This is a genomic window from Gemmatimonadaceae bacterium (assembly GCA_019637445.1).
Lineage (GTDB): Bacteria > Gemmatimonadota > Gemmatimonadetes > Gemmatimonadales > Gemmatimonadaceae > Pseudogemmatithrix.
On record JAHBVS010000001.1, the window covers coordinates 676363 to 699762 of the forward strand.

The 23400-nt window shown below is 67.9% G+C and carries 23 protein-coding genes; 7 read left to right on the top strand and 16 right to left on the bottom strand.

Annotated elements, in window-relative coordinates; all coding sequences use genetic code 11:
• Positions 1-48: 48 nt before the first annotated feature.
• The gene (locus KF709_03195; protein MBX3173386.1) at positions 49-1071 is read right to left on the bottom strand and encodes a glycosyltransferase family 9 protein; all 1023 of its coding nucleotides are present in this window, start codon (positions 1069-1071) and stop codon (positions 49-51) included.
• Positions 1072-1157: 86 nt separating this feature from the next.
• Between KF709_03195 and KF709_03200 the strand changes: the two genes are divergently transcribed.
• Both KF709_03200 and KF709_03205 read left to right on the top strand, forming a co-directional pair.
• Positions 1158-1367 carry a DUF4254 domain-containing protein gene (locus tag KF709_03200; protein MBX3173387.1) on the top strand — a complete coding sequence of 70 codons (210 nt, stop codon included), beginning with the start codon at positions 1158-1160 and terminating at the stop codon, positions 1365-1367.
• Positions 1360-1635, top strand: a complete 276-nt coding sequence (locus KF709_03205; protein ID MBX3173388.1) for a DUF4254 domain-containing protein — start codon at positions 1360-1362, stop codon at positions 1633-1635. Before KF709_03200 ends, KF709_03205 begins: the two co-directional genes overlap by 8 nt.
• Before the next feature lie 72 nt (positions 1636-1707).
• Here KF709_03205 and KF709_03210 read toward each other — a convergent pair whose 3' ends face one another.
• From KF709_03210 to nosZ, 6 genes are read right to left on the bottom strand one after another with little or no spacing between them, the layout of a single operon-like run.
• On the bottom strand, positions 1708-2142 hold the full coding sequence (locus KF709_03210) for a c-type cytochrome (protein MBX3173389.1): 435 nt from the start codon (positions 2140-2142) through the stop codon (positions 1708-1710).
• A gap of 34 nt (positions 2143-2176) precedes the next feature.
• The gene (locus KF709_03215; GenBank protein MBX3173390.1) at positions 2177-2968 is read right to left on the bottom strand and encodes an ABC transporter permease subunit; all 792 of its coding nucleotides are present in this window, start codon (positions 2966-2968) and stop codon (positions 2177-2179) included.
• A complete protein-coding gene (locus KF709_03220; GenBank protein MBX3173391.1) occupies positions 2965-3690 on the bottom strand; it encodes an ABC transporter ATP-binding protein in 726 nt (241 codons plus the stop codon). The genes KF709_03215 and KF709_03220 overlap by 4 nt, the downstream gene beginning before the upstream one ends.
• Positions 3687-4919 (bottom strand): nitrous oxide reductase family maturation protein NosD, encoded by a 1233-nt coding sequence (locus KF709_03225; GenBank protein ID MBX3173392.1) that lies wholly within the window; start codon positions 4917-4919, stop codon positions 3687-3689. The genes KF709_03220 and KF709_03225 overlap by 4 nt, the downstream gene beginning before the upstream one ends.
• Before the next feature lie 22 nt (positions 4920-4941).
• Positions 4942-5973: a nitrous oxide reductase accessory protein NosL gene (locus tag KF709_03230; GenBank protein MBX3173393.1), complete on the bottom strand. Its 1032-nt coding sequence runs from the start codon at positions 5971-5973 to the stop codon at positions 4942-4944.
• Position 5974: 1 nt separating this feature from the next.
• Positions 5975-7960: a Sec-dependent nitrous-oxide reductase gene (gene nosZ, locus KF709_03235; GenBank protein ID MBX3173394.1), complete on the bottom strand. Its 1986-nt coding sequence runs from the start codon at positions 7958-7960 to the stop codon at positions 5975-5977.
• A gap of 153 nt (positions 7961-8113) precedes the next feature.
• Here nosZ and KF709_03240 point away from each other — a divergent pair, with 153 nt between their 5' ends.
• The 3 genes from KF709_03240 to KF709_03250 all read left to right on the top strand — a co-directional run bounded on the left by KF709_03240 (position 8114) and on the right by KF709_03250 (position 11578).
• Positions 8114-8548 carry an Rrf2 family transcriptional regulator gene (locus KF709_03240; GenBank protein MBX3173395.1) on the top strand — a complete coding sequence of 145 codons (435 nt, stop codon included), beginning with the start codon at positions 8114-8116 and terminating at the stop codon, positions 8546-8548.
• Positions 8549-8596: 48 nt separating this feature from the next.
• Positions 8597-9058 carry a hypothetical protein gene (locus KF709_03245; protein ID MBX3173396.1) on the top strand — a complete coding sequence of 154 codons (462 nt, stop codon included), beginning with the start codon at positions 8597-8599 and terminating at the stop codon, positions 9056-9058.
• Between the two features lie 102 nt (positions 9059-9160).
• Positions 9161-11578 (top strand): ABC transporter permease, encoded by a 2418-nt coding sequence (locus tag KF709_03250; GenBank protein ID MBX3173397.1) that lies wholly within the window; start codon positions 9161-9163, stop codon positions 11576-11578.
• On the opposite strand, the gene maf is transcribed toward KF709_03250, so the two are convergent.
• From maf to glmM, 5 genes are all read right to left on the bottom strand, one after another.
• Positions 11575-12195, bottom strand: a complete 621-nt coding sequence (gene maf, locus KF709_03255) for a septum formation inhibitor Maf (protein ID MBX3173398.1) — start codon at positions 12193-12195, stop codon at positions 11575-11577. The two genes, KF709_03250 and maf, sit on opposite strands and share 4 nt — an antisense overlap.
• On the bottom strand, positions 12180-12617 hold the full coding sequence (gene dtd / locus KF709_03260; GenBank protein ID MBX3173399.1) for a D-tyrosyl-tRNA(Tyr) deacylase: 438 nt from the start codon (positions 12615-12617) through the stop codon (positions 12180-12182). The genes maf and dtd overlap by 16 nt, the downstream gene beginning before the upstream one ends.
• Positions 12618-12655: 38 nt before the next feature.
• Positions 12656-15121, bottom strand: coding sequence for a M20/M25/M40 family metallo-hydrolase (locus KF709_03265; GenBank protein MBX3173400.1), 2466 nt, complete (start codon positions 15119-15121; stop codon positions 12656-12658).
• A 349-nt stretch (positions 15122-15470) separates the two neighbouring features.
• Positions 15471-17297 (bottom strand): glutamine--fructose-6-phosphate transaminase (isomerizing), encoded by a 1827-nt coding sequence (glmS, locus tag KF709_03270; GenBank protein MBX3173401.1) that lies wholly within the window; start codon positions 17295-17297, stop codon positions 15471-15473.
• A gap of 57 nt (positions 17298-17354) precedes the next feature.
• Entirely contained in the window at positions 17355-18734 is a 1380-nt protein-coding gene (gene glmM / locus KF709_03275; protein MBX3173402.1) for a phosphoglucosamine mutase, read from the bottom strand.
• Positions 18735-18882: 148 nt separating this feature from the next.
• On the opposite strand from glmM, the gene KF709_03280 reads away from it, so the two are divergent.
• On the top strand, positions 18883-20373 hold the full coding sequence (locus KF709_03280; GenBank protein ID MBX3173403.1) for an AMP-binding protein: 1491 nt from the start codon (positions 18883-18885) through the stop codon (positions 20371-20373).
• On the opposite strand, the gene KF709_03285 is transcribed toward KF709_03280, so the two are convergent.
• The gene (locus KF709_03285) at positions 20370-20975 is read right to left on the bottom strand and encodes an ATP-binding protein (protein MBX3173404.1); all 606 of its coding nucleotides are present in this window, start codon (positions 20973-20975) and stop codon (positions 20370-20372) included. The genes KF709_03280 and KF709_03285 overlap by 4 nt on opposite strands.
• Positions 20976-21060: 85 nt before the next feature.
• Entirely contained in the window at positions 21061-21807 is a 747-nt protein-coding gene (locus tag KF709_03290) for a hypothetical protein (GenBank protein ID MBX3173405.1), read from the bottom strand.
• A gap of 272 nt (positions 21808-22079) precedes the next feature.
• Here KF709_03290 and KF709_03295 point away from each other — a divergent pair, with 272 nt between their 5' ends.
• The gene (locus KF709_03295; GenBank protein MBX3173406.1) at positions 22080-22568 is read left to right on the top strand and encodes a DinB family protein; all 489 of its coding nucleotides are present in this window, start codon (positions 22080-22082) and stop codon (positions 22566-22568) included.
• On the opposite strand, the gene KF709_03300 is transcribed toward KF709_03295, so the two are convergent.
• A complete protein-coding gene (locus KF709_03300) occupies positions 22561-23076 on the bottom strand; it encodes a DsrE/DsrF/DrsH-like family protein (protein MBX3173407.1) in 516 nt (171 codons plus the stop codon). The two genes, KF709_03295 and KF709_03300, sit on opposite strands and share 8 nt — an antisense overlap.
• Positions 23077-23094: 18 nt before the next feature.
• Entirely contained in the window at positions 23095-23400 is a 306-nt protein-coding gene (locus tag KF709_03305) for a TusE/DsrC/DsvC family sulfur relay protein (GenBank protein MBX3173408.1), read from the bottom strand.

Below are 23400 nucleotides of genomic sequence, written 5' to 3' on the forward strand. Positions count from 1 at the left end.
GTCTCTGTGCCTCTGTGGCAAAGAAGTTCATCGCCCCAGCTAGCCGTGCTACGCGTACCGAGTCTTCCACTCGCGGATCTTCTCGACCACCTGCTCGACTGTGATCCGCTGCACACGGCCCGGACGGTTCACGCGCGAGACCTCGTACGTCTCACCCGGATCGCCGTAGGCGTCGATCACCAAGTCCTGAAAGCGCCGGTATGGCCCCACGCGCTTCGGATTCGTGTAGCCCATCAGCGCGATCGTCGGGCGGTTGAGCGCCACGGCCATGTGCAGCGGACCCGTATCGGGCGAGAGCACCAGGGCGGAGGCGTCGAGGATCGACACGAGCTCGCGCAGTGGCGCGCCGAGCGTGGAGAGCGGCGTGGACGTTGTGCGCGCGAGAATCGTCTCCTGCGCCGCCAACTCGCGCGGGGATGTACCACCCACCAAGACCGGCTGCAGGCCGAACTCCGCGTCCAGCGCGTCGCAGACCTCGGCCCAGCGCTCGGCGGGCCAGTCCTTCTCCGGCTTGCTGGTGGCGATGACGATGCTCGCGGCCGGCTTCGCCAGCTTGGCCACGAACGCCTCGCGCAGCGGCTGCTCCGCCGGCCAGGGCCCGAGGTTCCAGGTCAGCGGCTGCGGATCCACCCCCAGCGCCTCGGCGAACTCGAGGTACTGGTCCTGGAAATGGCGTTCGCCGCGCGGCTCCAGCCGCTCGTTGGCGAATATCCACGTCAGGTCGCGGGAGCGCGGGCGGTCGAAGCCGATCTTCCGCGGTGCGTCCACCATCGCCGTGATGAGGCCCGCCTTAAAGTATGGCTGCATTGCCAGCGCCACGTCGAAGCGGCGACCCCGCAGCTGCTCCCGCAGCTTGGCGTAGGCGCGCCAGCCGAGCTTGCGCTCGAAGACCAACACTTCGTCCACGTCCGGGTGGCCGCGCACGAGGGTGGCGGGGCCGGGTTGCAGGATCCAGGTGATCCGCGTGCCCGGCGAGTGCCGCTTGATGGCCGTCACCACGGGCAACACGTGCACCGCATCGCCCACGGCAGTGAGCATCACGATGCAGATCGAGCGCGGGAACTCAGGCACGGCCGGAGGCGTCGGGGAGGGATTAGATTTCGCGGGTCAACGAGGCGCCCGCCGCCTCACCCAGCACCCCGGATCGGAGCACGGCAGTGGACGCGAGCATCGGCAGCCTGATTGCCCAACTGGCGCAGACGAACATCGAGTTGTGGCACGAGGAGGACAAGGCGCGCGTCGAGGACGACCATCAGGTCGCCGCGGCGAAGCGGAACGTAGACAAGCTGAACCAGCGCCGCAACGACTGCATCGAGCGCATCGACGAACGCGTGCGCGAGATCGCCGCCGAGGTGAAGCGTGGCTGAGACGGTGGGCTGGCTGGCCGACAAGCTCAGCATCATCGAGCTCAAGATCTACCACATGCAGGAACAGGCCGACCGCAGGGACCGCGACGAGGCGTTCCGGGAACAGTGCCGGGCCAAGGTCGCCGTGATGAAGGAGCAGCGCGACGACCTCGCGGCGGAGCTCACGCAGCTGATGGGCGACGTCATCAGCGGACGCGTGGTGCCCAAGGTCTATCGGCAGTTCAAGATGTACAACGACAAGCAGTATCGGGGCGGGCCGGCCAAGTAGCCAGACGCCGCGCGGCGAATCTCGCTGCGCGGCGTCCGTTGCTCCCGACCCTGCGTGAGGTACCGCCGAGGGCTATGGGTGGCTCAACCGGTACACGTACGCGGCCACCGCCAGCGTGCGATCCTCCGGCAGCATCACGCCGCCGTACGGCGGCATCACGGACGTGAACTGCTTCGGGGACATCACCCCGCTCTTGATGGTCTTGAAGATGCCTTCAAGCGAGCCGTCCGAGTGCAGCCACTCGCTGTCCGTGAGATTCGGCGCGGCGGCGCCATCCTTGCCGCCGATGCCGTGGCAGGCCTGGCACGAGGATGCACCGACCTTTCCGTGGAAGATCGAGTCGCCGAGCGCGACCATCGCGGGCGTGATGGCGGCGGGGTCAAGGTTTGGGCCGGAGGCCTGCGCGAGCGGGCGGGCAGTGCCGCTTGCCGGCACGTCGGACGCCGGGGCATCCCCGCCGCAGGCGACGGCAATGGCCAAGAGAGGGAGTAGGAGCTGCGGGCGCATGGTGATGGGTCCTCGGAAAAGTGTCGGATAATCGTCAGAAGTCGCGACGCACAAAGCGTCGGCGGGCGAGCAGGATGGGCAGCGTCGCCCAGAGTAGGAGGACGGTCGAGGCCAGGACGGGTCCGGTCGCACCGGAGAACGCGCGACGGAAGAGCGCGCCGGTGTAGCCGAGCATCGCGGCCGTATCGAGGCCGGTGAGCACCAGCACTCGCGCGACATCCACCGGGTTGCCCAGCATCAGCGCCAGCAGCGTGCGCTCCAGCGGCCAGTCACCCAGCACGGCCACGACACCCAGGACGGCCCCGTCGTAGCCGATCGTGCAGAGGAACCAGGCCCCGAGCGCAAGCGCCATTCCCCGCAACCGATCGTCGCTGCCGAGTGCGATGGCCATCGCCAGCGCGGAGAAGGCGATCGTCAACACGGTCCCGCTGAGTGCGAGGGCTACGAGCGCTGCAGCAGGCGCCTCGGCCGCCGCGCCGTGCAACATCAGCGGGACACCCACGCCCAGCAGAAACGCCGCCGCCAGCGGAAGGCTGAGCCCGAGGTAGAGGCCGGTGAACACCGCCGCACGTGGCAGTGGCTGCGCCAGCAACAGTTCGATGAACTCGCGTGAGGCGTAGACGTGCATCGTGCCGAAGACCAGGGCCACCAACGGCACGAGCAGCAGCGTCGCATTCAGCAGCGAGAGCACGACCTGGTTCCCCGCCCCACCGAACACGAACAGAAGTTCGGCGACGGCGGCGAGCCCGAGCCCGTAGGCGAGTAGCCAACGATTGCGCGCAAGGTCGCGGATGCCCGCGCGCAGGACGAGGACGGTCGCATTCACGCGGCACCTCCGCGTTCCACCCGCAGCCCACGCAACAGTGCCGCGACCGCCGGTTCGAGACGGCGCATTCCCGTCTGCTCCAGCAAGCGCGGGACCGGACCGGCGAAGCGCAACGCGCCGTCCGTCAGGAAGGCCACGTCGTCCGCCAACTCCTCGAGTTCGCTCAGGATGTGCGAGGTGATGAGGATCGTGCGCCCAGCGGCACGCGCCTCGCGCACCGCGTGCTTGAACAGGCCAGCCGCGATGGGATCCAATCCCGCCGTCGGCTCGTCGAGCACCAAGACCTCAGGACGAAAGAGCCAGGCGGCGGCGAGACTCACCTTCTGCCGCCAGCCGCCCGAGAGCGTCCCCACCGGCGTCTCCCACTCGGCGCGCAAGCCGAAGGCGTCGAGCAGGGACTCGTCGGTCGGCGCGGAGGGGCGAAGGGCGCGAAGCATCGCAAAGACCTCACCGACGGCGAGGTTCGGCGGAAAGTGCGGGGCCTGCGGGGCGTAGCCGATGCGGCCGCGGTAGCGACCGTCGGTGTCGGCGAGCTCGCCGTCGAGTGTCATGCGGCCGGCGTCGCCGCGCGCGAGCCCGAGGATGCACTTGATCAACGTCGTCTTGCCGGATCCATTGGGACCCACGAGGGCCGTGATGCGGCCCGGCACCAAGGCCAGCGACACGCCATCGAGCACGCGGCGCGTACCGTAGGCTTTTCGAAGTCCATCGACCGCGATCATTGGGGAGGCCTCATCAGTGGACGTGCATCGGCAAGCGCCGGGGTGAGCACGGGGAACACGCGTTCCGCGGCATCGAGCACCACGGTAACCGGCGCGCGGAGCAACAGCAGGGATTCGGGATGCTTCTCGACGATGAGCGCGAACAGGCGCACGGGCCGGAACGGCACGTCGCCATGGCCGTCGCGATCGAGGTCGTAGCCACGGTACTCGTCCCACCAGTTGCCCTCGAAGGTGCTGCGCACGGTGCGACTGTTGGTGGCCACGTCGAAGGCGTTGGCGTGGAACTGATTCCTCTCGAAGCGATTGTCGAGCGCGTCGGCCATCAGCCGCACCGCCCAGCCGTTCGCGCGGAATGTGTTGCCGCGGATGTCGAGCCGTGACGCGCCTTCAAGGAACAGGCCGGTTGCATTGTCGGCGAAGGTGTTGCCTCTGAGCGAGCCGTCGGTGATCTCCTTGAGGAGCAGGCCGTAGGACGCGCTGCCTGAGGAACGCTCAAAGCGGTTGTCCGTCATCGTCAAATGCTTGCTGTACATCACGGCGACGCCGGCCCCGTTGTCGACGAACCGGTTGCGCTCGTAGCGGCAGTGGCTGGAGAACATGAAGTGCAGCCCGTAGCGCACGTTCCCGACACTCTCGTTGGCCACCGCCACCGCGCCGTCGGAGAACTCGAAGTAAATCCCGTCCCGCTGGCCCGTGATGCGATTGTGCAGGACCTGCGCATTGGGCGAATGCCAGAGGTGGATGCCGTTGCCATTGGTGGACTCGCCACGCCCACCGCCGCGAATCGTGTTGTCGCGCACGGTGCAGTCGGCGCTTTGCTGGAGGTAGATGGCGAAGAGGGCATCATCGAAGCGGTTGCCGACGATGGCGCAACCGTCGGCTTCCACCGCACGCAGCGCGGCGCGGTCTTCCATATGGGTGATGCCCGTGTTGCGGAAGCTGAGCCCCTGGACGCGGACCCGTGGCGCCGCCAGCACGAGTAGGCCGCGCTGGCCCTCACCGTCGAGCACCGCGCCCGGCGCCGCCACGAGCGCGACATCCGGCACCGCCACGACGATTGTGGGCTCGCGATATGTCCCGGGCGCGATGCGAACCGTATCCCCACGTCTCGCCGCGGCGACCGCATCCGTGATGCGCGCGTATCGCTGGCCCGGTCCGACGTGCAGGACGGCGGCTTCCTGTGCCGTCAGAATCGCCGCCGACGCGACCAGCCCTGCGATCGCCGCCAACGAGCGCGCCGCGCACCGCATCTCAGTGCGCCCCCGCCGCCACCGTCGCGCCGTGCGCGACGATTCCAGCCGAGTCGGTCAGCACCGCCTGCCAGGACACCGGCGAGCCGCCGAAGCGCGACACCGCCGCAGCCGCATCGGCTGGCGTCGCGAACGCCACCACGCGCCCCATCGCACTGCGCAGGGAGCTGTCGAGCAGGTAGCCCGCCTCGTCGGCCGGCACCCAGTCGCCAGTCGATGGATCGGTCACCCACGTGGAGGCTATGGCCGATCCGGGGCTGGTGCGCAGGAAGCCCGCCAGGCATTCGACCGAATCGAATACGTAGGTCTTGCCAGTGCCGAGGATTACCTGCGTGCCAAACCGCGCATCGCTGATCTCCATCCGGCAGTAGTGGCAGGCGTCTTGTCCGGCGACGATCGCGCGCGGACCGGGCGCCGCGCAGCCCACACTGAGCGTCGCCGCAGCCACGAGGGCGGCCGCTCCGCGCCGTCTCGAGTCCAGCACCGCGAAGCCGACCAGCCCCGCCGCGATTGCCCAGGCCACGCCAGCACCGCTGGGCCAGGACGTGGCGTGGAAGTTCAGCAGCTTCTTCGAGCCGATGAGCGGCGGCTGGTACGTCATCCCCGGGATCTTCAGGATGGCGTTCTCGTGGTCCAGGTCGTGCCCGTAGTCGTAGCCCCAGCGCCAGTAGTCATAGAGGCCGGCGACCATCAGCAGGCCGAAAGCGCTGCTCCAAACCAGCAGCGGCGCTCGCCGTCCCAATGCGGCAACAGCGAGCCCGCCGGCCATCAGTCCCGCGAGGATCCAGGGCATCCAACGCAGCTCTGGGATGGCCTCGGGGACGATGGCCTTCATTCCGATGTAGTGGTTGAGGTTGTTGATCGAATTGAGGTCGTTGGGCTTCAGGCCCTCGACCCCGTCGACGCGGATGTACATCCCGAGCCCCTCGGGGTACTGCGGCGCGATCAAGTCCACGCGCCAGAGCGGGAGCACATACGCCGTGGCGAGCAGCGCGACGGCCGCCAGCACGAACCAACGGGCCCGGGACGTCATCTCACTGCCCTCCCGCCGACGCGCGCTTGCGGTTGATCGTGCCCGTCAGCGCGATGGTCGTGCCTGCCGGCGACACGCGCAGGTATCCCTGCATCTCCTGGTGCAGCGCCGAGCAGAAGTCGGTGCAGTAGAAGGGATAGACCCCGGGCTTCTCCGGCACCCAGCGCAGCGTCTTCGTCTCACCCGGCATCACCAACAGTTCGGCGTTCCGTGCGCCGAGGATGGCAAAGCCGTGCGGGACGTCCCAGTCCTGCTCCAGGTTGGTGACGTGGAAGAGCACCGTGTCTCCGACCACGACGCCTTCGATGTTGTCCGGCGCGAAGTGGGAGCGGATCGAGCTCATTCGCACGTGCACGACCTTGCCACGGCGCTCGACGCCCGTCTCGCGCTCGGCGCGCACCGCCTGCGGGTGCCGGTTCTCGGCCAGTGCATAGAAGCGCTTCTGCCGCTCGCGCACGAGGTTCGCGTCGATGGCGTTGGCGTAGTGCGGCTCGCCGATGGTCGGGAAGTCGAGCAGCAGCTGCATCCGCTCGCCGGAGATGTCGTAGAGCTGCGCCGAGTGGGCGAGTTCCGGTCCGGTCGGGAGATAGCGGTCCTTCGTGATCTTGTTCATCGCCACCGCGTAGCGGCCGTAGGGCTTCCGTGTGCCGCCGCCCGGAATCATCAGGTGGCCCACCGCGTAGTAGGTCGGCGCACGGTCCACGACCTCCCAGGTGCCGAGCTTCCACTTCACGATCTCGGAGGAGAGGAACATCGACGTGTAGGCGTAGCCCTTGCCGTCGAACTCCGTGTGGAGGGGGCCGAGACCCGGCTCCTGCACCTCGCCGGCAATCGTGGCCTCGTACTTCAGCACGGGAATGCCCTCGAGCTCGCCTTCGAACTCCTTGTTCTTGATGGCGTCGAGCATCTTCACCGCGCTGTGCACGGGAATCGTCGCCGCCAGTTTGCCGCCGGCGACGATGAACTCACCGGTGGGATCCACGTCGGCGCCGTGCGGGGACTTCGGGGTCGGCATGAAGTACATCACGCCCGGACACTGGGCCGGCGTGATCTGCAGGACGCTGGTCTTGCGCTCAGAGTGCGCGGACCGGGTGAACTCGTCCATGAAGTTGTGGCGATAGTCCACGGTGGCGCGCGAACCCTTGCCCGAACGGGCGCAGGCCTCGGCCGTGCGGTAGTTCACCGCGGCGATGTAGTCCTTGTCGTTCTGCGAGGCGTTCACCTCGAGCAGCGTGTTGGCCTGTTCGGAGTTGTAGCTGGAGAAGAACATCCAGCCGGCCGATGGGCCCTTGCCGGCGCGGGCGAGGTCGTAGTTGAAGCCCGGGACAATCAGTTGGAAGGCGATGTCCATCTTGCCCGGCTGGTTGGCCGTGATGAACGAGATCTGACCCTTGAAGAAGCGCTTGTACTCGTCGATCGGCACGTCGCGGTTCGGCACCGGAATGCTGAAGCGCGTGGAGGAGACGATGTACTCCGAGTTCTCGGTGACGAAGGGCGAGGCGTGGTTGCCGGCCGCGTTCGGGATCTCGAGGATCTCGGAGGTCTCGAAGGTCGTGAGGTCGATGCGCGCCACGCGTGGCGTGTTGTTGCCGTTCACGAAGAGCCAGCGGCCGTCGTCCTCACCGTTGGTCTGGCTGAGCGCGGTGTGGTGCAGGTCGTCCCAGGGAATGAAGCCGTAGGACGTTTCGAGCATCGGCTTCGTCTCCTCGGAATAGCCCCAGCCGTTCTCCGCGTGCTGCGAGAACACCGGGATGAGCCGGAGGAGCCGGCCGGAGGGCAGGCCATAGACCCCGACCTGTCCATTGAATCCGCCGGAGAAGAAACCGTAGAGCTCGTCGTACGCGCCGGGGGCCACGTAGACGCGCTGGGCGTTGGCGCCGCTGCCGGCGAGCGAAGCCGTGCTGCGGCCCGCGCAGGCGTACCCGAAGCCGACCGCTCCGAGGAGCAGGGCGCCGGCGATCAGGCGTGAACGAGAGAACAGAGGCATACCGACCTCACAACCAATGGGGGTGCTCCGGCGACGGGCCGGCCGATCCGGGGACTTGCCTCGGACGGCTAAAAGATGCATATTACTTGCATCTTTCATCCAGTCCGGATTTTCCGGAACCTCTGTCAGGCAAACCCCCGACACGGCGACCGCGTGCGACTCACCCGCCACACCGACAATGCCCTGCGCGCCCTCATCTACCTCGGCATCCACCGCGACGAGGGGCCGGCCCGGATCACCGACATCGCCCGACGCATGGGGATGAGCCAGGACCACCTCGCCAAGGTGGTGGCGCGCCTCGCACAGTTGGGGTACGTGGAGACCATCCGCGGCCGCGAGGGCGGCGTACGGCTCGCGCAGCAGGCGCAGGACATCAACGTCGGGGCCGTCGTTCGGGCGACCGAGGACAATCTCAACCTGGTCGAGTGCTTCGATCCCGCGACCAACCAGTGTCCGATCGCGCCTGCGTGCGCGCTGGCACCGGCACTGGACGAGGCCCTACAAGCCTTCTTCGCGGTGCTCGATCGCTACACGCTCGCCGACCTGGTGGCCAAGCCACGGGCACTCACGCGCCTGTTGGTGGCCTAGGCTCCGCCGCTCTCGTTCATCCTCCATCCTTCATCCTTCATCCTCAAGATGGACTGGTTCGTCCGCTCCTTCCTGAAGGCCAGCCTTGTCTGGTTCAGCAGCGCCGTGCTGCTCGCGGTTGCCATGGCCCTGGAGCCGGCCCTGCTGCGATACCGCACCGCGCACCTGCACATGGCCTTGCTCGGATTCGTCACGCAGATGATCTACGGCGTCGCGCTGCACGTGATCCCTCGCTTCTTCGGGCAGCCGTTGGTGCATCGGCGTCTCGCCGAAGTGCAGTTCTTTGCGGCGCAGGTCGGGCTCGCCGCGCTCGCATTGGGCTTCGTGCTGCGCGCCCACGCGTTTGCCGCTGCACCAGCTCTGCTGGCCGTCGGCGGGCTGACCTCAGCCGTCGCGGCGGGATGTTTCGTGCTCAACGTCTGGCGCACCATCGACGCCAGCCCGATGTCCGCCGTGCACGCGCGCGGTGGACGCCCGCTCGAGACACTGCCGCAGGCCGACGCGCACTGAGGCGTGAAACCGTAGGGCCGTGTCCCCGTACGGCACCGGGATAGGCAACCAATCCGCGGTTGTCGTTGTCTCACGCGCAACCCCCAAGGGGAGGACTGCGTCGTGCCCAATCGCTGGATCGCTGACCTGTTTGTCGCCTGGCGCAGCCTGCGTCGGAACCCCGGATTCCTCGCCACCACCGTCGGTACCCTGGCCCTCGCCATCGGCGCGGCCGTGGGGATGTTCAGTGTGGTGAACGCGGTGATGCTCAAACCGCTGCCCTACCCGGACTCCGAACGCCTCGTGGTGCTGCAGGGCAGCGCGCCCGGTATGGACCTGCCTGAGCGCTTCGCCCTCGGCGTGGACTTCTACCTGCACTACAAGGAGCGGTCACAGCTTATCGACGGCATCTTCGCCTTCGGTGGCGGCACGTCGACGTTCCGCACCGACGACCGCGTCGAACGCATCGAGATGGCCTTCCCGTCCTGGGATATGTGGCAGGCGTTGCGCGTTTCTCCGCAACTGGGGCGGGTTCCGACCGAGTCCGACGAGAGCGTGATCCTCATCAGCGACCGGCTCTGGGCCGAGTGGTTTGGGCGGGACCCGAACATCGTCGGGCGCACGTTCTTCACGGCCGGCGCGATGCGGCAGGTAATCGGCGTGATGCCGCGCGACTTCATCTTCCCGGACGACGGCGCGCTGCTCTGGGTGGTCAGCAACTTCCGACCCGCCGACGTGCGGCCCGGCAACCTTGGCGTCCCGATCATCGCGAGCCTCAAGCCCGGCGTCACGACGGAGCAGTTGGCCACGGAGCTCACCACGATCTCCAAGGAGCTGCCCGAACGCTTCGGCGGATCGCCGAACTATGCGCGGATGATCGCCGCGCATCGCGCGGTCGTCACACCGGCGCTCGAAGTCATTGTCGATCCGAATGTACGCACCTCACTCTGGGTCCTGCTGGGCGCGGTGGGCATCGTGCTGCTGATTGCCTGCGCCAACGTGACGAATCTCTTCCTCGTGCGCGTGGAGGGGCGGCAACGTGACCTCGCCGTGCGGCGTGCGCTCGGCGCCGCCCGCGGCGAACTGGTTGGGCTGCAGCTCTCGGAAGGCGTGGTTGTGGCAGTGTTGGCGGGGGTGCTCGCCGTCGGGATCAGCGCCGTCACGATGCCGCTGTTGCTGCGCTCGGCCCCGGATGGCATTCCGCGCCTCTCCGGCGTCCAGCTTGACGGTACGGTGATCTTGGCCGCCCTTGGCCTGGTCGCCGTGGCGGCGGCGTTGTGCAGCCTGATTCCCGCCTACCGCGCGAGCAAGCCTGACCTGCAGCGATTGCGAGAGGGTGGTCGCACCGGCACCGGCCGCCGGCATTGGGGGCGTGACGCGCTCGTGGTCGGCCAAACAGCGCTGGCGTTGGTGTTGCTCATCGGCTCGGCGCTGCTCGTGCGCAGCTTCCAGCAACTGCGCAGCGTGGACCCCGGATACGAGACGAAAGACCTCTACACCTTCCAGTTCGCGCCGGAGCAGCCGCAGTTGATCGACGGCCCGACCTGGGGAGCGCTGCATCTCGACTTCATGGATCGCATCCGCGTCCTGCCCGGCGTGGAGATGGTTGGCGTGGTGAACAACATCCCGCTCGACGAAGGCACCGGCACGGTGCGCTACCAGACCGAGGGGATGTCCGCCGAGGACGCCGGCACCTTGCTCGACCGCAACTTCGCGGGCGGCGATTACTTCGAGACAATGGGCATCTCGATGCTGCGGGGCCGCAACTTCACGACCAGCGAGGCGGTCACGCCGAATACCAGCGTGATCATCAGCCAGTCGGCAGCAGAGCGCCTCTGGCCTGGGCAGGACCCGATTGACCAACGCCTGCGGCGTCCGGGCCAGCCGCACATCTACCAAGTGGTCGGCGTGGTCGAGGATGTGAAGCAGAGCGACTGGCGCGACGAGGGTGAGGCAATCGTGTACCACCCGCTGACGGGACCGACCCCTGAGTTCTGGGCGATGGGCTCGCCGGCCTACGTGGTGAAGTCGCCGCGCGCCGCCTCGCTGACGCGGGAAATCCGGGACCTGGTGCGGCAGATCGCGCCGGAGGCGCCGGTCTATCGCGAGTACACGATGGAGTTCCTCTCGCAGCGGGCGATGGTGCAGTTGCGCTTCACGATGCTCACGTTGCTCGTCGTGTCCACGCTGGCGTTGGTGCTCGGCGCAGTGGGCCTCTATGGCGTGCTCTCGTACGTCGTGGCAGAGCGTACGCGCGAGATCGGTGTGCGGATGGCGCTGGGTGCGACCGCCGGCGCCGTGCAGCGCATGGTGGTCGGCCAGGGTACGCGGATCGTGCTTGCCGGCGTCGGACTCGGCATCGTGGCCGCCTTGCTCTCGACCCGGGCGATGCGCTCCATCCTCTTCGGCGTCTCGGCGCTGGATCCTGCAGTGTTCGTGGTGATGTCGCTGATGCTGCTGGCCGTTGCGATGTTGGCGGCGTTCTTGCCGGCCCGGCGCGCAAGTACCGTGGACCCGATGGTCTCGATGCGCGCCGACTAGCGCGGCGGCTCGGCGGACAGTCCGTCGGAGAAGCGATAGTGGATGCCGTGGCGCTCGAGCAGCGCCACGAGCCTCCGCAGGCCCAGCCCCATCACGCTGAAGTAGTCGCCGTCCACTCGCTCGACGATGGTCGCGCCGTAGCCCTGGATGCCGTAGGCGCCCGCCTTGTCCATCGGCTCGCCCGTGGCCACGTACTCGGCGATCTCGCTGTCCGTGAGCGGACGGAAGGTGACGCGCACCGCCTCGACGGCGCTGTGCACCGCGGCGCCGCGCGCCACCGCGATCCCGGTCATCACCGTATGCTCGCGGCCGGAGAGCCGCCGGATCATCGCCCGTGCGTCCGCCGCGTCGAGCGGTTTGCCGAGGATGTCGCCGTCCACGACGACCGTAGTGTCCGCAGCAATGACCACGGCCTCCGGTTCACGGCCGGCAATCACCAACGCCTTCTCTCGCGCCAGACGCTCCGTGTAGGCGTCGGCCTCCTCGCCCGCACGGACATCCTCGTTGATGTCCGCCGGCATCACGGCGTGCGTGATGCCGATCAGCGAGAGCAGCTCGCGCCGACGCGGCGACTGCGAGGCCAGGATGACGTGCAGGCCGCTCACTTCTCGAGCCACAGCGTGACGGGGCCATCGTTCACGAGTTCGACGTCCATCATCGCGCCGAACTCGCCAGTCTCCACGCGCAGGCCGCGCTCGCGCAGCAGGCCAACGAAGCGCTCATAGAGCGGGATGGCGACCTCCGGGCGCGCCGCGTCGATGAAGCTCGGCCGACGTCCCTTGGCTGCGTCGCCGTAGAGCGTGAACTGGCTGACCACGAGCACGGCTCCGTCCACGTTGTCCAGCCCGCGGTTCATCTTGCCCTCGTCGTCGGCAAAGAGGCGCAACCCCGCCACCTTGTCGGCCATCCACACGCACTGCTCCTCCGAATCCGTGTGTGTGAAGCCCACGAGCAGGCAGAAGCCCGTGTCGATCTTCCCCGTGACGCGGGAATCGACGCGGACCTCGGCACGGGAGACGCGTTGAAGCAGGACGCGCATTCTCTAGGATGCAGGAGGGAGGCCGGCGGGCAGTCCCCTCATTGCACAACCGCCCGCGCCCAGTCCCAGCCCTCCATCCCCTTCGCGTTCACCGCCTTCACCGCGATGTGCCAGCCCGGCTGCAGCGAGTTGAGCGTGATGCGCGGGTTGGTGACGCGCGACGTGTACTGCATCGGGTTCGACGCGGGACCGTAGCGCACGATGTAGCCGGTGATCTCCTTCTCCACCGCCCGCTCCCAGGTCGCCGTCTTGCCGGCGGCCGTGAGTCCGACGAGCCGCGACGGGCTCGACGCCAGCAGCATGATGGTCGCGATCGTCGTCTTCGACGTCTCGGCCAACTGGCGATGGTTGATCGTTTCCAGGACGTCGTGCACCTGGTGGTAGTGCGGGTTGCCGAGGATCGGGTACGAGCCGATGCCGCCGACGATGTCGCCCCAGGCGTCGTAGAGCGCGTGGGCGTCCGTGCTCTTGTAGTAGAAGGCGTCGTAGGTGATGAGCTCGGAGAACTGGATGGCCGCGGCGTGCTGGATGTCGCGGATCCCCGTGTTCGAGTAGCGGATGGTGTTGTCCATCCGCGAATCGTTGGACCAGCCCATCATGTCGTTGTTCAGCGCACCGACCACGTGGATCGAGTCCTTCATCCGGCGGCCGAACTCGCGGGCGCCGCGGAGGCCGGATTCCTCGCCGGTGAAGGCCACGAACATCACCGTGGCGGGCAGCGGGCGCTTGGCCAACACGCGCGCCGCCTCGAGGATCATCGCCGTGCCAGACGTGTTGTCGTCGGCACCGGGGCCCTCGGCACGCGAGTCGAAGTGCGCGCCGACCACATAGATCAGCTCAGGGTTCACCGTGCCCTTCACCGTCGCCACGACATTCGCGACCGGGATCTCCCCGCCCTGCAGCGTGGTGAAGCGCTGGAGATGCGCATCCAGCCCGAAGCTCTGGTACTGCGCAAGCAACCAGTCGGTGGCCTTCCAGTTGCCGGGCTGGGTGATGTGCTTGGAGTCGAATTCGAACAGCGCCTTCTCGTACGAATAGATGCGGCCGGTGCTCACCTCGGCTACCGCGGCGCGCACCTGCTCGGCGATCGGCGCGAATGCACGGCGTCCGTTCTCGCGCAACGCCCGCTCGGCGCCCAGCATCGAGTCCACCCGCGCCACCAGCTGCGTGCGCGGCACCTTGGTGCCGAGGTCCGTCACGTAGAGATGGCGATGCGGCGTCACGGTGTCGCCGTCGCGCTCGGAGACGATGGCGACGCGGGACCCGTCCGGACTCACCTCCCACTCGTACTCCGGCGCGACGGTGCGCACGGTGTTGTTGTGGAAGAGCCGCGTCCGGTCGCCGGTACTCAGGTCGTACAGGTACGAGCGGCGATGTCGACCCTCGCCGATGACGCCGAGCAGGCGCTCGTCGGAGATGAACTGCGGGAAGAGGTCGTGCTGGATCTCGTGCGTGAGGCGTCGCGGTGACTCGCTGCCGTCGGCGGGCACGGCGAACAGCTCCCAGTCCTCGCGCGGCATCTGGCCGAAGACGACGGTGCGGCCGTCGGGCGACAACGCGGGATTCATGAACGCACCCTCGAGCGTCGCCGCGGTCGTGGGCTCGCCGTCGCGCTTCACGCGCACACGGGCCACTTCGCCACCGTTCTCAATCCACGCGAATGCCGAACTGCTGCGCGCCCACACAGGGCTCACGCCACCCATCGCCGCGCCGAGACCTGTCGGCGTGAACTCGGCAAAGCTGTCGCTGCGCGCGCCGCCGGCGAAGCCGGGCACGAAGCGCGCGAAGGCGCTGCGCTCTCCAAGCGTCACCAGCGCACGCCGACCGTTCGGCGACGACAGAATCTGGATGGGGTTGCGACCAGCCACCGCGACTTCACGCCAGGTGCCGTCGTTGCCGGTGAGGTCTCGCACGATGATTTTGGAGGCGTTCTCGTCGCCGACGATCAGGGCCACGCGCAGCGGTGCCGTTCCCAACAGCGTGAGCGAACTCGCCGAGGCCGCGTCGAGTGGGATATCCTGCGCCTCGCCGCCACCGAGTGGCACCCACCGAATGGCGGGCCGGCCGGCGGCCGAGCGATAGAGCCAAGCCACGGAGCGTCCGTCGGGAGCGAAGCTGACGTTGACGCCTGTCCCTTCGGTCGCGACGGGGAACCCAGCCTCGTTGCGCACGACGACGATCTTGGCGGCGGCGCCGGTGCCGGTCGCGTACGCGAGATGCCGTCCGTCCGCCGACCACACCGGCGTGCGGGCGTCCTTGGCGACCTCGACGGTCTGATAGATCTCGCCCGTGAGCTCGGCGACGCGATCTTGCCAGGCATCGGCATCAGACGCGGCCAAGACCGCCTTGAGGTCCACGAGCGCCTCGTCGTAGCGCCCCGCATCCCAGGCGAAATACGCGCGGTCGAAGCGCTCGGCGGTCGTGAGGGTGGCCTGCCGCGCGCCCTGCTGGGCAGCGAGCGGGAGTGCAGCGAGCGCGCAGAGGGCGGCAATTCGACGCAGCATCATCTCAGTCCGTGGCTTTGAGGAGATCAGTCTTGCCTTCCGTCAGCCTCGTAAGGTAGCCACGATTCGCGTGCGGTTCATCCTGGCTCGGAATTCGGATGGAACTGCATTGCCACAGAGGCACAGAGACACAGAGGACATCTACGAGGCCCAAAGGCCGTGCGCCTTCTTCAACTGCACTTGAAAGGGGACCGGCGGACAGATCCGTCCGCCGAGCCCCCTGAGAAGCTGCCCTTGGGATCGACACAGAGGCGACTCAGCGCACCGACACCTCTGTGTCTCTGTGTCTCTGTGGCAAAGCCGTTGCCGTTACTTGATCGTCACCGACTCTGTGGCAAAGCCGTTGCCGTTACTCCACCGTCACCGACTTGGCCAGATTGCGCGGCTGGTCCACATTGGCCCCACGCTTCACCGCGATGTAGTACGCCAGCAGCTGCAACGGCACAGAAGCCAGAATCGGCGTCAGCGCGTCGAGCGTCTCGGGAACGCGGATCTCGTGGTCAATCAAACCAGCCAGCGCCGGCTCGTCGCGACTCGTGATGACGATTGTCTTGCCGTGGCGCGCCTTCACCTCCTGGATGTTCGAGACCACCTTCTCGAACACCGCATCGTGCGGCGCGATGAACACCACCGGCATGTTCTCGTCGATCAGCGCAATCGGACCGTGCTTCATCTCCGCGGCCGGATACCCCTCGGCGTGGATATAGCTGATCTCCTTGAGCTTGAGCGCGCCCTCAAGAGCGGTCGGGAAGTTGTAGCCACGACCCAGGTACAGGAAGTTCTTCGCGTCCTTGTATTGCTCGGCGATCTTCTCGATCTCCGCTGCGCGGTCGAGGATGCCCTGCACCTGGGCCGGCAGCGCGTGCATCGCCTGCGCGAAGCTCTTGCCGCGCATAACGCTCACCGTGCGCTTGCGGCCCAGCTTGAGCGCGAGCAGTGCCAGCGCAATCACCTGGCTGGTGAACGCCTTGGTGGACGCCACGCCGATCTCCGGACCCGCGTGCAGGTACACGCCACCGTCGTCCTCGCGGGCAATCGTCGAACCGACCACGTTGACGAAGCCGAGCGTCTTGGCGCCGCGGCGCTTGGCCTCGCGCATCGCCGCCAGCGTGTCCGCCGTCTCGCCCGACTGCGAGATGACGATGCAGAGCGTGCGGCTCGACACGATCGGGTTGCGATACCGGTACTCCGACGCGTACTCCACCTCGGTGGGGATGCGCGCGAAGTCTTCGATCAGCATCTCGCCGATGAGCGCCGAGTGCCAGCTGGTGCCGCAGGCCGTGATGACGACCTGGTCGATGTTCATCAGGTCGTCGTGGCTCATGTTGATGCCGCCGAGCTTCGACGTCCCGTCCTCGAGCACGAGGCGGCCGCGCATCGTGTTCTCGATGGTCTGCGGCTGCTCGAAGATCTCCTTCAGCATGAAGTGGTCGAAACCGCCGCGCTCGATGGCGGCCAGGTCCCACTCGATGTGCTCCACCGACCGGCGCACCGGCGTGTGGTTGATGTCCATCACCTTGTAGCCCGTCGGCGTAAGCACCGCGAGGTCGCCGTCGTCGAGGTAGACCACCTGCCGCGTGTGCGCGAGGATGGCCGAGGCGTCGGAGGCGAGGAAGTACTCGCCCTCGCCGACGCCGACCAGCAGCGGGCTGCCCTTGCGCGCCGCGACGATTTTCTCGGGATCCTTGCTGGAGACCACCGCGATGCCAAACGTGCCCTCGACCTGGCGCAGCGTCGCCGCCACGGCCTCTTCGAGCGAGCCCGCGAAGAGCTCCTGCACCAGATGGGCGAGGGTTTCGGTGTCCGTGTCCGAGCGGAAGGTGTGGCCCAGCTTGATCAGCTGCTGCCGCAGCACGTTCGAGTTCTCGATGATGCCGTTGTGCACCACGGCCACGGTCTCGTCCGTGGAGAGGTGCGGATGCGCGTTGCGCTCCGTCGGCGGACCGTGCGTGGCCCATCGCGTATGCGCGATGCCGACCTTGCCGGTCACCGGGTTGGCAGAGAGCGCGCCTTCGAGCTTGGCGATCTTGCCGGCCGCGCGGCGGGTTTCCAACCCCTCGCCGTCGAAGAGCGCGACGCCGGCGGAGTCGTAGCCGCGGTACTCGAGGCGCTTCAACCCCTCAATGAGGAACGGAAGGGCCTGCTTGGGGCCGATGTAGCCGACGATACCGCACATAAAGGCAGTGGTAAGTAGTGAGTTGTAAGTCGTAAGGATGAAGCGGGCCTTCGTCCCCTATGCCAACTGCGCCAACAGCTCGCGACCCCGGTCCACGAGGGCCTTGGCACCGTCCGCTGTCGGTGCCTCAGCAATCACGCGGACAATCGGTTCGGTTCCGCTGGGTCGGATATGCACCCAACGGTCCGCCCACGCCAACCGAAGGCCGTCCTGCGTGTCGGCCTCGGCGTCGGGAAAGGCAGACCGTAGCGCCGCATACACGGCGTCCAGCGGCTGGTCCGGACGGTCGAGCTTGTCCTTGATGATGGCGTAACGCGGGAAGCGTGACACAATCTTGGACAGGGAGTCCCCATCCTCGTGAAGAAGTTGCAAGAGCAGTGCCACGCCCAGCGGGGCGTCGCGGCCGAGGTGCAGTTCGGGTAGGATGACCCCGCCGTTCCCCTCGCCGCCGATGACGGCGCCTGCCGCGCGCATCGCCAAGGCCACGTTCACCTCTCCCACCGGCGCCCGCTGCACCGCCGCCCCGCCCTCAGCGGCCATGTCGTCGACGATGCGGCTGGTGGACAGGTTCGTCACCACGGGACCCTGGCGGTGTCGCAGCACGACACGTGTCGCCAACGCCAGCGTGTAGTCCTCGCCGATCGCCCGGCCGTCGTCGGCCACCAATGCGAGGCGGTCGACATCCGGGTCGGTGGCGAAGCCGATCGCCGCTCCGGTCTGACGTACCAGGGCCTCGAGCGCGCCCAGGTTCTCGGCAACAGGCTCGGGCGGGCGCGGGAAGCGGCCATCGCTTTCAAGTTCGATGGCGTGGACCTCGCAGCCGAGCAACTCCAGCAGGCGCGGAATCACCGCGCCACCCGCCCCGCGGCAGGCGTCGTAGGCGACCGTGAACTTCCGCGCACGGATTCCCGCGACGTCGATGAACGGCAGCGCCAGCACGGCGTCCAGGTGGCGAGCGATGGCGTCGTTGTCGAAGTGCGCGACACCGAGCCGGTCCCAGGTGGCGTAGGGGATGCCCGCATCCACCAGCGCGCGCATCTCGCGTCCCTGCTCAGCGCTCAGGAAGAGCCCATCAGGTCCGATGAACTTGAGCGCGTTCCATTCGATCGGGTTGTGGCTGGCCGTGATGCCCAGCCCGCCAGCGGCGTGATGGTGCTCCACCGCCAGTTGCAGCGTGGGGGTCGTGGTCAGTCCGATGTCGATGACGTCGGCGCCTACGGACTCCAGCGCCGCGCGCGTCACCGAGTGGAACATCGGTCCGGTGACCCGCGAGTCGCGTCCGAGCACTACCGCCGGTTTGCCACCCTGCGCGCGGGCCCCGGCAACGGCCCAGGCGCCAAACGCGGCGGCATAGCGGGCGACGACTTCCGGCGTCAATCCATGGCCGACGCGACCACGGATACCGGACACACTGATCATCAAGCGGGGATCGGACATTCAACTAAGATGGAGGATGGAGGACGAAGGATAAAGGATGGACCGCCGCCGCTCACGTTGAAGCAGCACCTCGACCGCAGCCCGACGTGTGTGTTCGTCCTTCGGCCTTCGTCCTTCGGCCTTCGTCCTCCCACCTTCTGCCCAAAGCATGGACCTCCTCCCACTCCGTGCCGCCGCTGGCGGCGGCAGCATCGACGGACAGCCCGCGGCGGCACTTGTTGCAGCAGGCTTCACGCTGTTGCAGCGCTGCCCGGCGCTGGTGCGTGCCCTCGCCGGGAAGCGCGCGGCGATCCTCCTGCCGACCTGCCCACAGTTCCTCACGGCCCTCGCCGCCAGCGACGGCCGCGGCAGCGTGCTGGTGAATCCACTGGCCAGCCCGTTCGAGGTCGGACATCAGGCGCTCGACGCGTCGGTGGGTGCCGTCTTCACGATTGCGTCCCTCCAGCACAAGCTGGCAGCCGGTCTGCCACGGGTGCTGCTGGACGAGGCCCCGCGAGGCGCAACCTTCCTCTCGCGGGCCGACGACCCATCGCCGCTGCGACTCGACCTCGGCTCGCACTTCGGACTCGACCTCGAGGGCGACGCCGACTCCCCCGGCCGCGACGAGGAGTGCGCCATCGTCTACACAAGCGCCATGCAGGGCCGACCGCTGGGCGCGGTGCTCACGCACCGCAACCTGATCACCAACGCGCGGCAGACGGTACAGGCGGCGGCACAGTCGCCGGACGATCACCTGTTGGCCGTGCTGCCGTTCTCGCACCTGTTCGGGCTCACCGTGTCGTTGATGGCGCCGCTGTTTGCCGCCGCGCGCGTCACCACGATGCCGCGGTTCAACGCACTGACCGCCGTCGACACCGTGGAGCGCGAGGGCATCACGGAGATCGTCGGCGTTCCGTCGGTGTTCGCAGGGATGTTGGCGGCCATCGAGCGCCGCGGAGGCCGCTTCGATGCCCAGGCCCTGCGGCTGTGTATCTGCGGGGGCGCGCCGCTGTCCGTCGGCCTGCAGGAGCGATGGTTGGCCGCGACCGGCGTGGAGCTGCGGCAGGGCTACGGGCTTACGGAGGCCTCACCCGTGGCGCTGTTCAACGCCGTGCAGCACGAGAACGTGCACGGCGCGCTCGGGCTGCCGTTCCCGGGCCTGCGCGTCAGCATCCGCGAGCCGGAGTCCGGTGCCGAATGCCCCGTCGGGAACGAGGGCGAGATCTGCGTGGCTGGGGACACGGTGTTTCGTGGATACGTCGGTGAAGTCGGCCCGGTGGGCTCGATGCGCCCCGTCCCTGCGACGGCGCGTGCAAACAGTGCCGGCCTGCGCACCCGCGACGGGTGGCTGCACAGCGGTGACCGCGGGCAGTTGCGCGAGGACGGACGCGTGGAGTTCCGTGGTCTCTACAAGCCGATGTTCACGCGCAACGGCTTCAACATCTATCCAGCCGAGATCGAGGGCGCCTTGTCGGGCCTGCCCGGCGTCTTGACCGCCCGCGTCGTCGCGGTTCCGGACGCCACGCGGGAGCACGAGATCGCGCTGGAGATCGTCGCGATGAGTGACGACCTCACCGAGGATGCCGTGAAGGCCTGGTGCGGGACGCGGCTCTCGCAGTACAAGCAGCCGAGCCGCATCGCGATCTCGCGGCAGGCCTAGCCGAAGAGCTCGATCTGCGGCGGGCTGAGGGGCAGCTCCAGGGCCTGCAGCACGGCTGGCACCCAACCATCGCGATCGCGGGGATCGAGGGCGACGACCGGCACCGCGAAGTCGCGCACCAGGGCGTCGATGGTCTCGTCGATCTGCAACTGAAACGCACGGCTGACCGCCCGCGTGCCGTCAAAGCTCGGCGCCTGGATCACCGGCACCTTAAATAGCGCGTCGTAGCCACGGATCCAGTCGGCCACGAGGGCGTCGAGCTCCGGTCGGCGTCCGACCTTGGCGACCAAGTACGCATAGTTGTCGAGCACCGAGCGGTCGCAGACCACGACCTCGTACTGCGACTGCGCGGCGATCTCCTCGGCGATCTGCGTGTGCAGGATCCACGCCTGCGCGTCGTAGGTCGTACCTTCGTTGATCGGCAACGGACAGCGCCGCGCGACCTCCTTCACCAGGTCCACGCCGAAGTCGAAGCGCTTGAGCGTCGCCGCGAGGTCGAAGCACAGCGTGGTCTTGCCCACGCCGTGCGTACCGACAAAGGCAATCTTCAGTCGGCGTCTGCCGGCGCTGTCGTCAGGGAGGGCAATCGCTGCGGGAGCCATCGCAGGGAATGTAGCCGCGCGAGGCAGCTCTGTCCGCCTGCCGAGGCACGTCGAGCAGTCGCTGCGGCCGCGCCGGGCCGAAGTTCTATTCCGCGATGTAGAGCCAGCGGCCGTCGCGACCCCGCATCCACACCGTGAAGAACGGAAATCCAGGCAGCCCACGGGCCTCCGCCCGCAGGATGACGCCGAGATTCACGCCGAAGTCGCCGCTCGGCGCGACGAGCGTGCGGTCGGCGCCCCAAACGAAGGGGCTGGTGCCCGGCGGCACGCCCGTCGACACGGAGCGCACGACGGCTTCACGCCCGCGCACCAGGTCCGGACCCGCCGGCCCATTGAGGTGCCAGGCCTGCGGATGCCCGAACAGGGCGAAGGCCTCCCCGAGCCCGATCGTCTGCGACGAGTCGCTGAAGGCGCGCTCCGTGGCGGCCAGTTCGGCGCGACGCTCTTCCAACGCTGGGGCCGGGACGATGCCGCCGGTGGCCGGCCCCTGCAGAGAGCCCGCATAGGCGGTATCGACCGCACCCTCCCCGCGCGGCGCGCGACGGAAGACGCGCATTTGCCAACCCTCCGCGCCGCGAATCCAGTACGCGAGGTACCGCAGTGGCACGCGCGACCCGTCTGCGCGCTGGATCTCCATGAAGCCCATCGTGAAACCGTGGCTCCCGTCGCCGGAAACGGCGGCGCGCGCTGGCGCCCACCGAAGGCGCGAGGTCGCCGCCAGCGTGTCGCGGCCCAGGGCCGCCAGGACGGCGCTGCGGCCATCCGCAAAGCCGCGCGGACCGTCAGGCATCGTGACGTCCTCAGCGAAGGCGGCCGCGAGCGCCTGCAACATTGTGCGGCTGGGCGCGGCGGCACCCAAGGCGCGATCAGCAGCAACAAGCGAGGCAGCAGGGTCCGAGCCTGCCGCCGGAGATTGCGCCAAGCTTCGCGCGGCGCAGGCAAGAGCCAGCGCGAGGACTGAAAGTGAGGGTCGCATACCGTTCAGTACGATACGTAGGCAGAAGGGTTGCAGGACACTTGCCGCGAGGCGCTCCGAGGGCCCATCGTAGCGCTGCACCGCCCACGCAACGGAGGGCGCTGCCACCTCGCCCTGGAGTGCTCCCCATGACGCTCGACGACATCCGACTGGTCCTGCTCCGCGACATCGACGCCGCCACCCGCGAAGTCGAGGCCTACCCAAGCGAGGAGTCGCTCTGGGCCAAAATCCCCGGGCTCACGAACAGCGGAGGCACCCTGGCCAGACACCTCGCAGGCAATATGCGGCACTTCGTGGGCAACCTGCTGGGCGGCAACGGCTACGTGCGCGACCGCGAGGCGGAGTTCTCGGGTACGGTGCTCCCGCGTGCGGCGGTGGCCGCAGAACTGCGCGCCGCACACGCAGAAGTCGATGCCGCGCTGCGCGCCCTCCCCGCGGCGCGCCTCACGGCACCGTTCCCCGCCGTCATCGCGACCGTGCAGCTGAGCACCGGCCGCGCCCTGCTCCACTTCGCGGCGCACTTCGCGTACCACCTCGGCCAGATCGACTACCACCGCCGGATGCAGGACCCCGGTGCCAAGCCCATCGGCACGATGACGCTGGATCCGCTCAAGTGAAGATGATCTGCCCGCCGGCCGCGAGTTCGTAGAACTCGCCCACGGTGATGATCTCCTCCACCTGCGGGATGAAGTCGTCCCTCTCCAGCTCGAACATGTCCACGCTGGCCTTGCAGGCGTAGAGCTTCGCGCCCGAGTCGGCAATCATCTCGATGAACTCCGGGATGGGCGGGATGTCGAGCTTGTCCATCGACTTCATCATCTGCTTCGTGACCAGCGCCGACATGCCTGGCACGCCGCCCAGCCAGGTGGCCAGGTGCAGGCCCGGGTTGCCCACGGTGGCGACCTTGATCGCGTCGTGGCGCTCCTTGTTGATGGCGTCCATGCCGAAGAAGGTGAAGAAGACGTTCGCCTCGATGCCCTCCATCCGTGCGCCATTCGCCATGATCAGCGCGGGATAGATCCCCTCCAACGACCCCTTGGAGACGATGATCGAGACCTTCGTGATCGGCTGCGGCTGCGCGACCGCGGCGCCCGCGCCCATGTCCTGCGTGAATGGGAGTGTCATGGAAGTCGTCCTCGCCGGTTAGATGCAGCCCTTGGGCTTTGGGATGCCGCCGATCTTGGCGGCCAGCTTGGCCGGGCCCTTGGGGAAGAGCGTGTAGAGCTCCTTGATCGCCACGCCGCTCTCCTTGCCCAGCGAGCGGATGGTCGGGGCGCTGCCCGTCTTGATGTAGGTGTCGCGCATGAAGTTCACGACCAGCCAGTGACGGTCGGTGAGCTCCGGGATGCCGTTCTCGCGGGCGATCTCGAGGGCGAGTCCGCGATCCCAGTCCTCGACCTTCTCGAGGAAGCCCTCGGCGTTGCGGGCGACTGCATTGAGCGTGGCCAT

What these genes read in the sequence shown, in the direction of transcription:
- KF709_03265 (MBX3173400.1), bottom strand. Translation starts at nt 15,121, where the DNA reads ATGCTGCGTCGAATTGCCGCCCTCTGCGCGCTCGCTGCACTCCCGCTC.
- KF709_03245 (MBX3173396.1), top strand. Translation starts at nt 8,597, where the DNA reads ATGGACTGGTTCGTCCGCTCCTTCCTGAAGGCCAGCCTTGTCTGGTTC.
- KF709_03220 (MBX3173391.1), bottom strand. Translation starts at nt 3,690, where the DNA reads ATGATCGCGGTCGATGGACTTCGAAAAGCCTACGGTACGCGCCGCGTG.
- KF709_03295 (MBX3173406.1), top strand. Translation starts at nt 22,080, where the DNA reads ATGACGCTCGACGACATCCGACTGGTCCTGCTCCGCGACATCGACGCC.
- KF709_03300 (MBX3173407.1), bottom strand. Translation starts at nt 23,076, where the DNA reads ATGACACTCCCATTCACGCAGGACATGGGCGCGGGCGCCGCGGTCGCG.
- KF709_03305 (MBX3173408.1), bottom strand. Translation starts at nt 23,400, where the DNA reads ATGGCCACGCTCAATGCAGTCGCCCGCAACGCCGAGGGCTTCCTCGAG.
- KF709_03285 (MBX3173404.1), bottom strand. Translation starts at nt 20,975, where the DNA reads ATGGCTCCCGCAGCGATTGCCCTCCCTGACGACAGCGCCGGCAGACGC.
- KF709_03290 (MBX3173405.1), bottom strand. Translation starts at nt 21,807, where the DNA reads ATGTTGCAGGCGCTCGCGGCCGCCTTCGCTGAGGACGTCACGATGCCT.
- KF709_03230 (MBX3173393.1), bottom strand. Translation starts at nt 5,973, where the DNA reads ATGACGTCCCGGGCCCGTTGGTTCGTGCTGGCGGCCGTCGCGCTGCTC.
- glmM (MBX3173402.1), bottom strand. Translation starts at nt 18,734, where the DNA reads ATGTCCGATCCCCGCTTGATGATCAGTGTGTCCGGTATCCGTGGTCGC.
- dtd (MBX3173399.1), bottom strand. Translation starts at nt 12,617, where the DNA reads ATGCGCGTCCTGCTTCAACGCGTCTCCCGTGCCGAGGTCCGCGTCGAT.
- KF709_03210 (MBX3173389.1), bottom strand. Translation starts at nt 2,142, where the DNA reads ATGCGCCCGCAGCTCCTACTCCCTCTCTTGGCCATTGCCGTCGCCTGC.
- nosZ (MBX3173394.1), bottom strand. Translation starts at nt 7,960, where the DNA reads ATGCCTCTGTTCTCTCGTTCACGCCTGATCGCCGGCGCCCTGCTCCTC.
- KF709_03280 (MBX3173403.1), top strand. Translation starts at nt 18,883, where the DNA reads ATGGACCTCCTCCCACTCCGTGCCGCCGCTGGCGGCGGCAGCATCGAC.
- glmS (MBX3173401.1), bottom strand. Translation starts at nt 17,297, where the DNA reads ATGTGCGGTATCGTCGGCTACATCGGCCCCAAGCAGGCCCTTCCGTTC.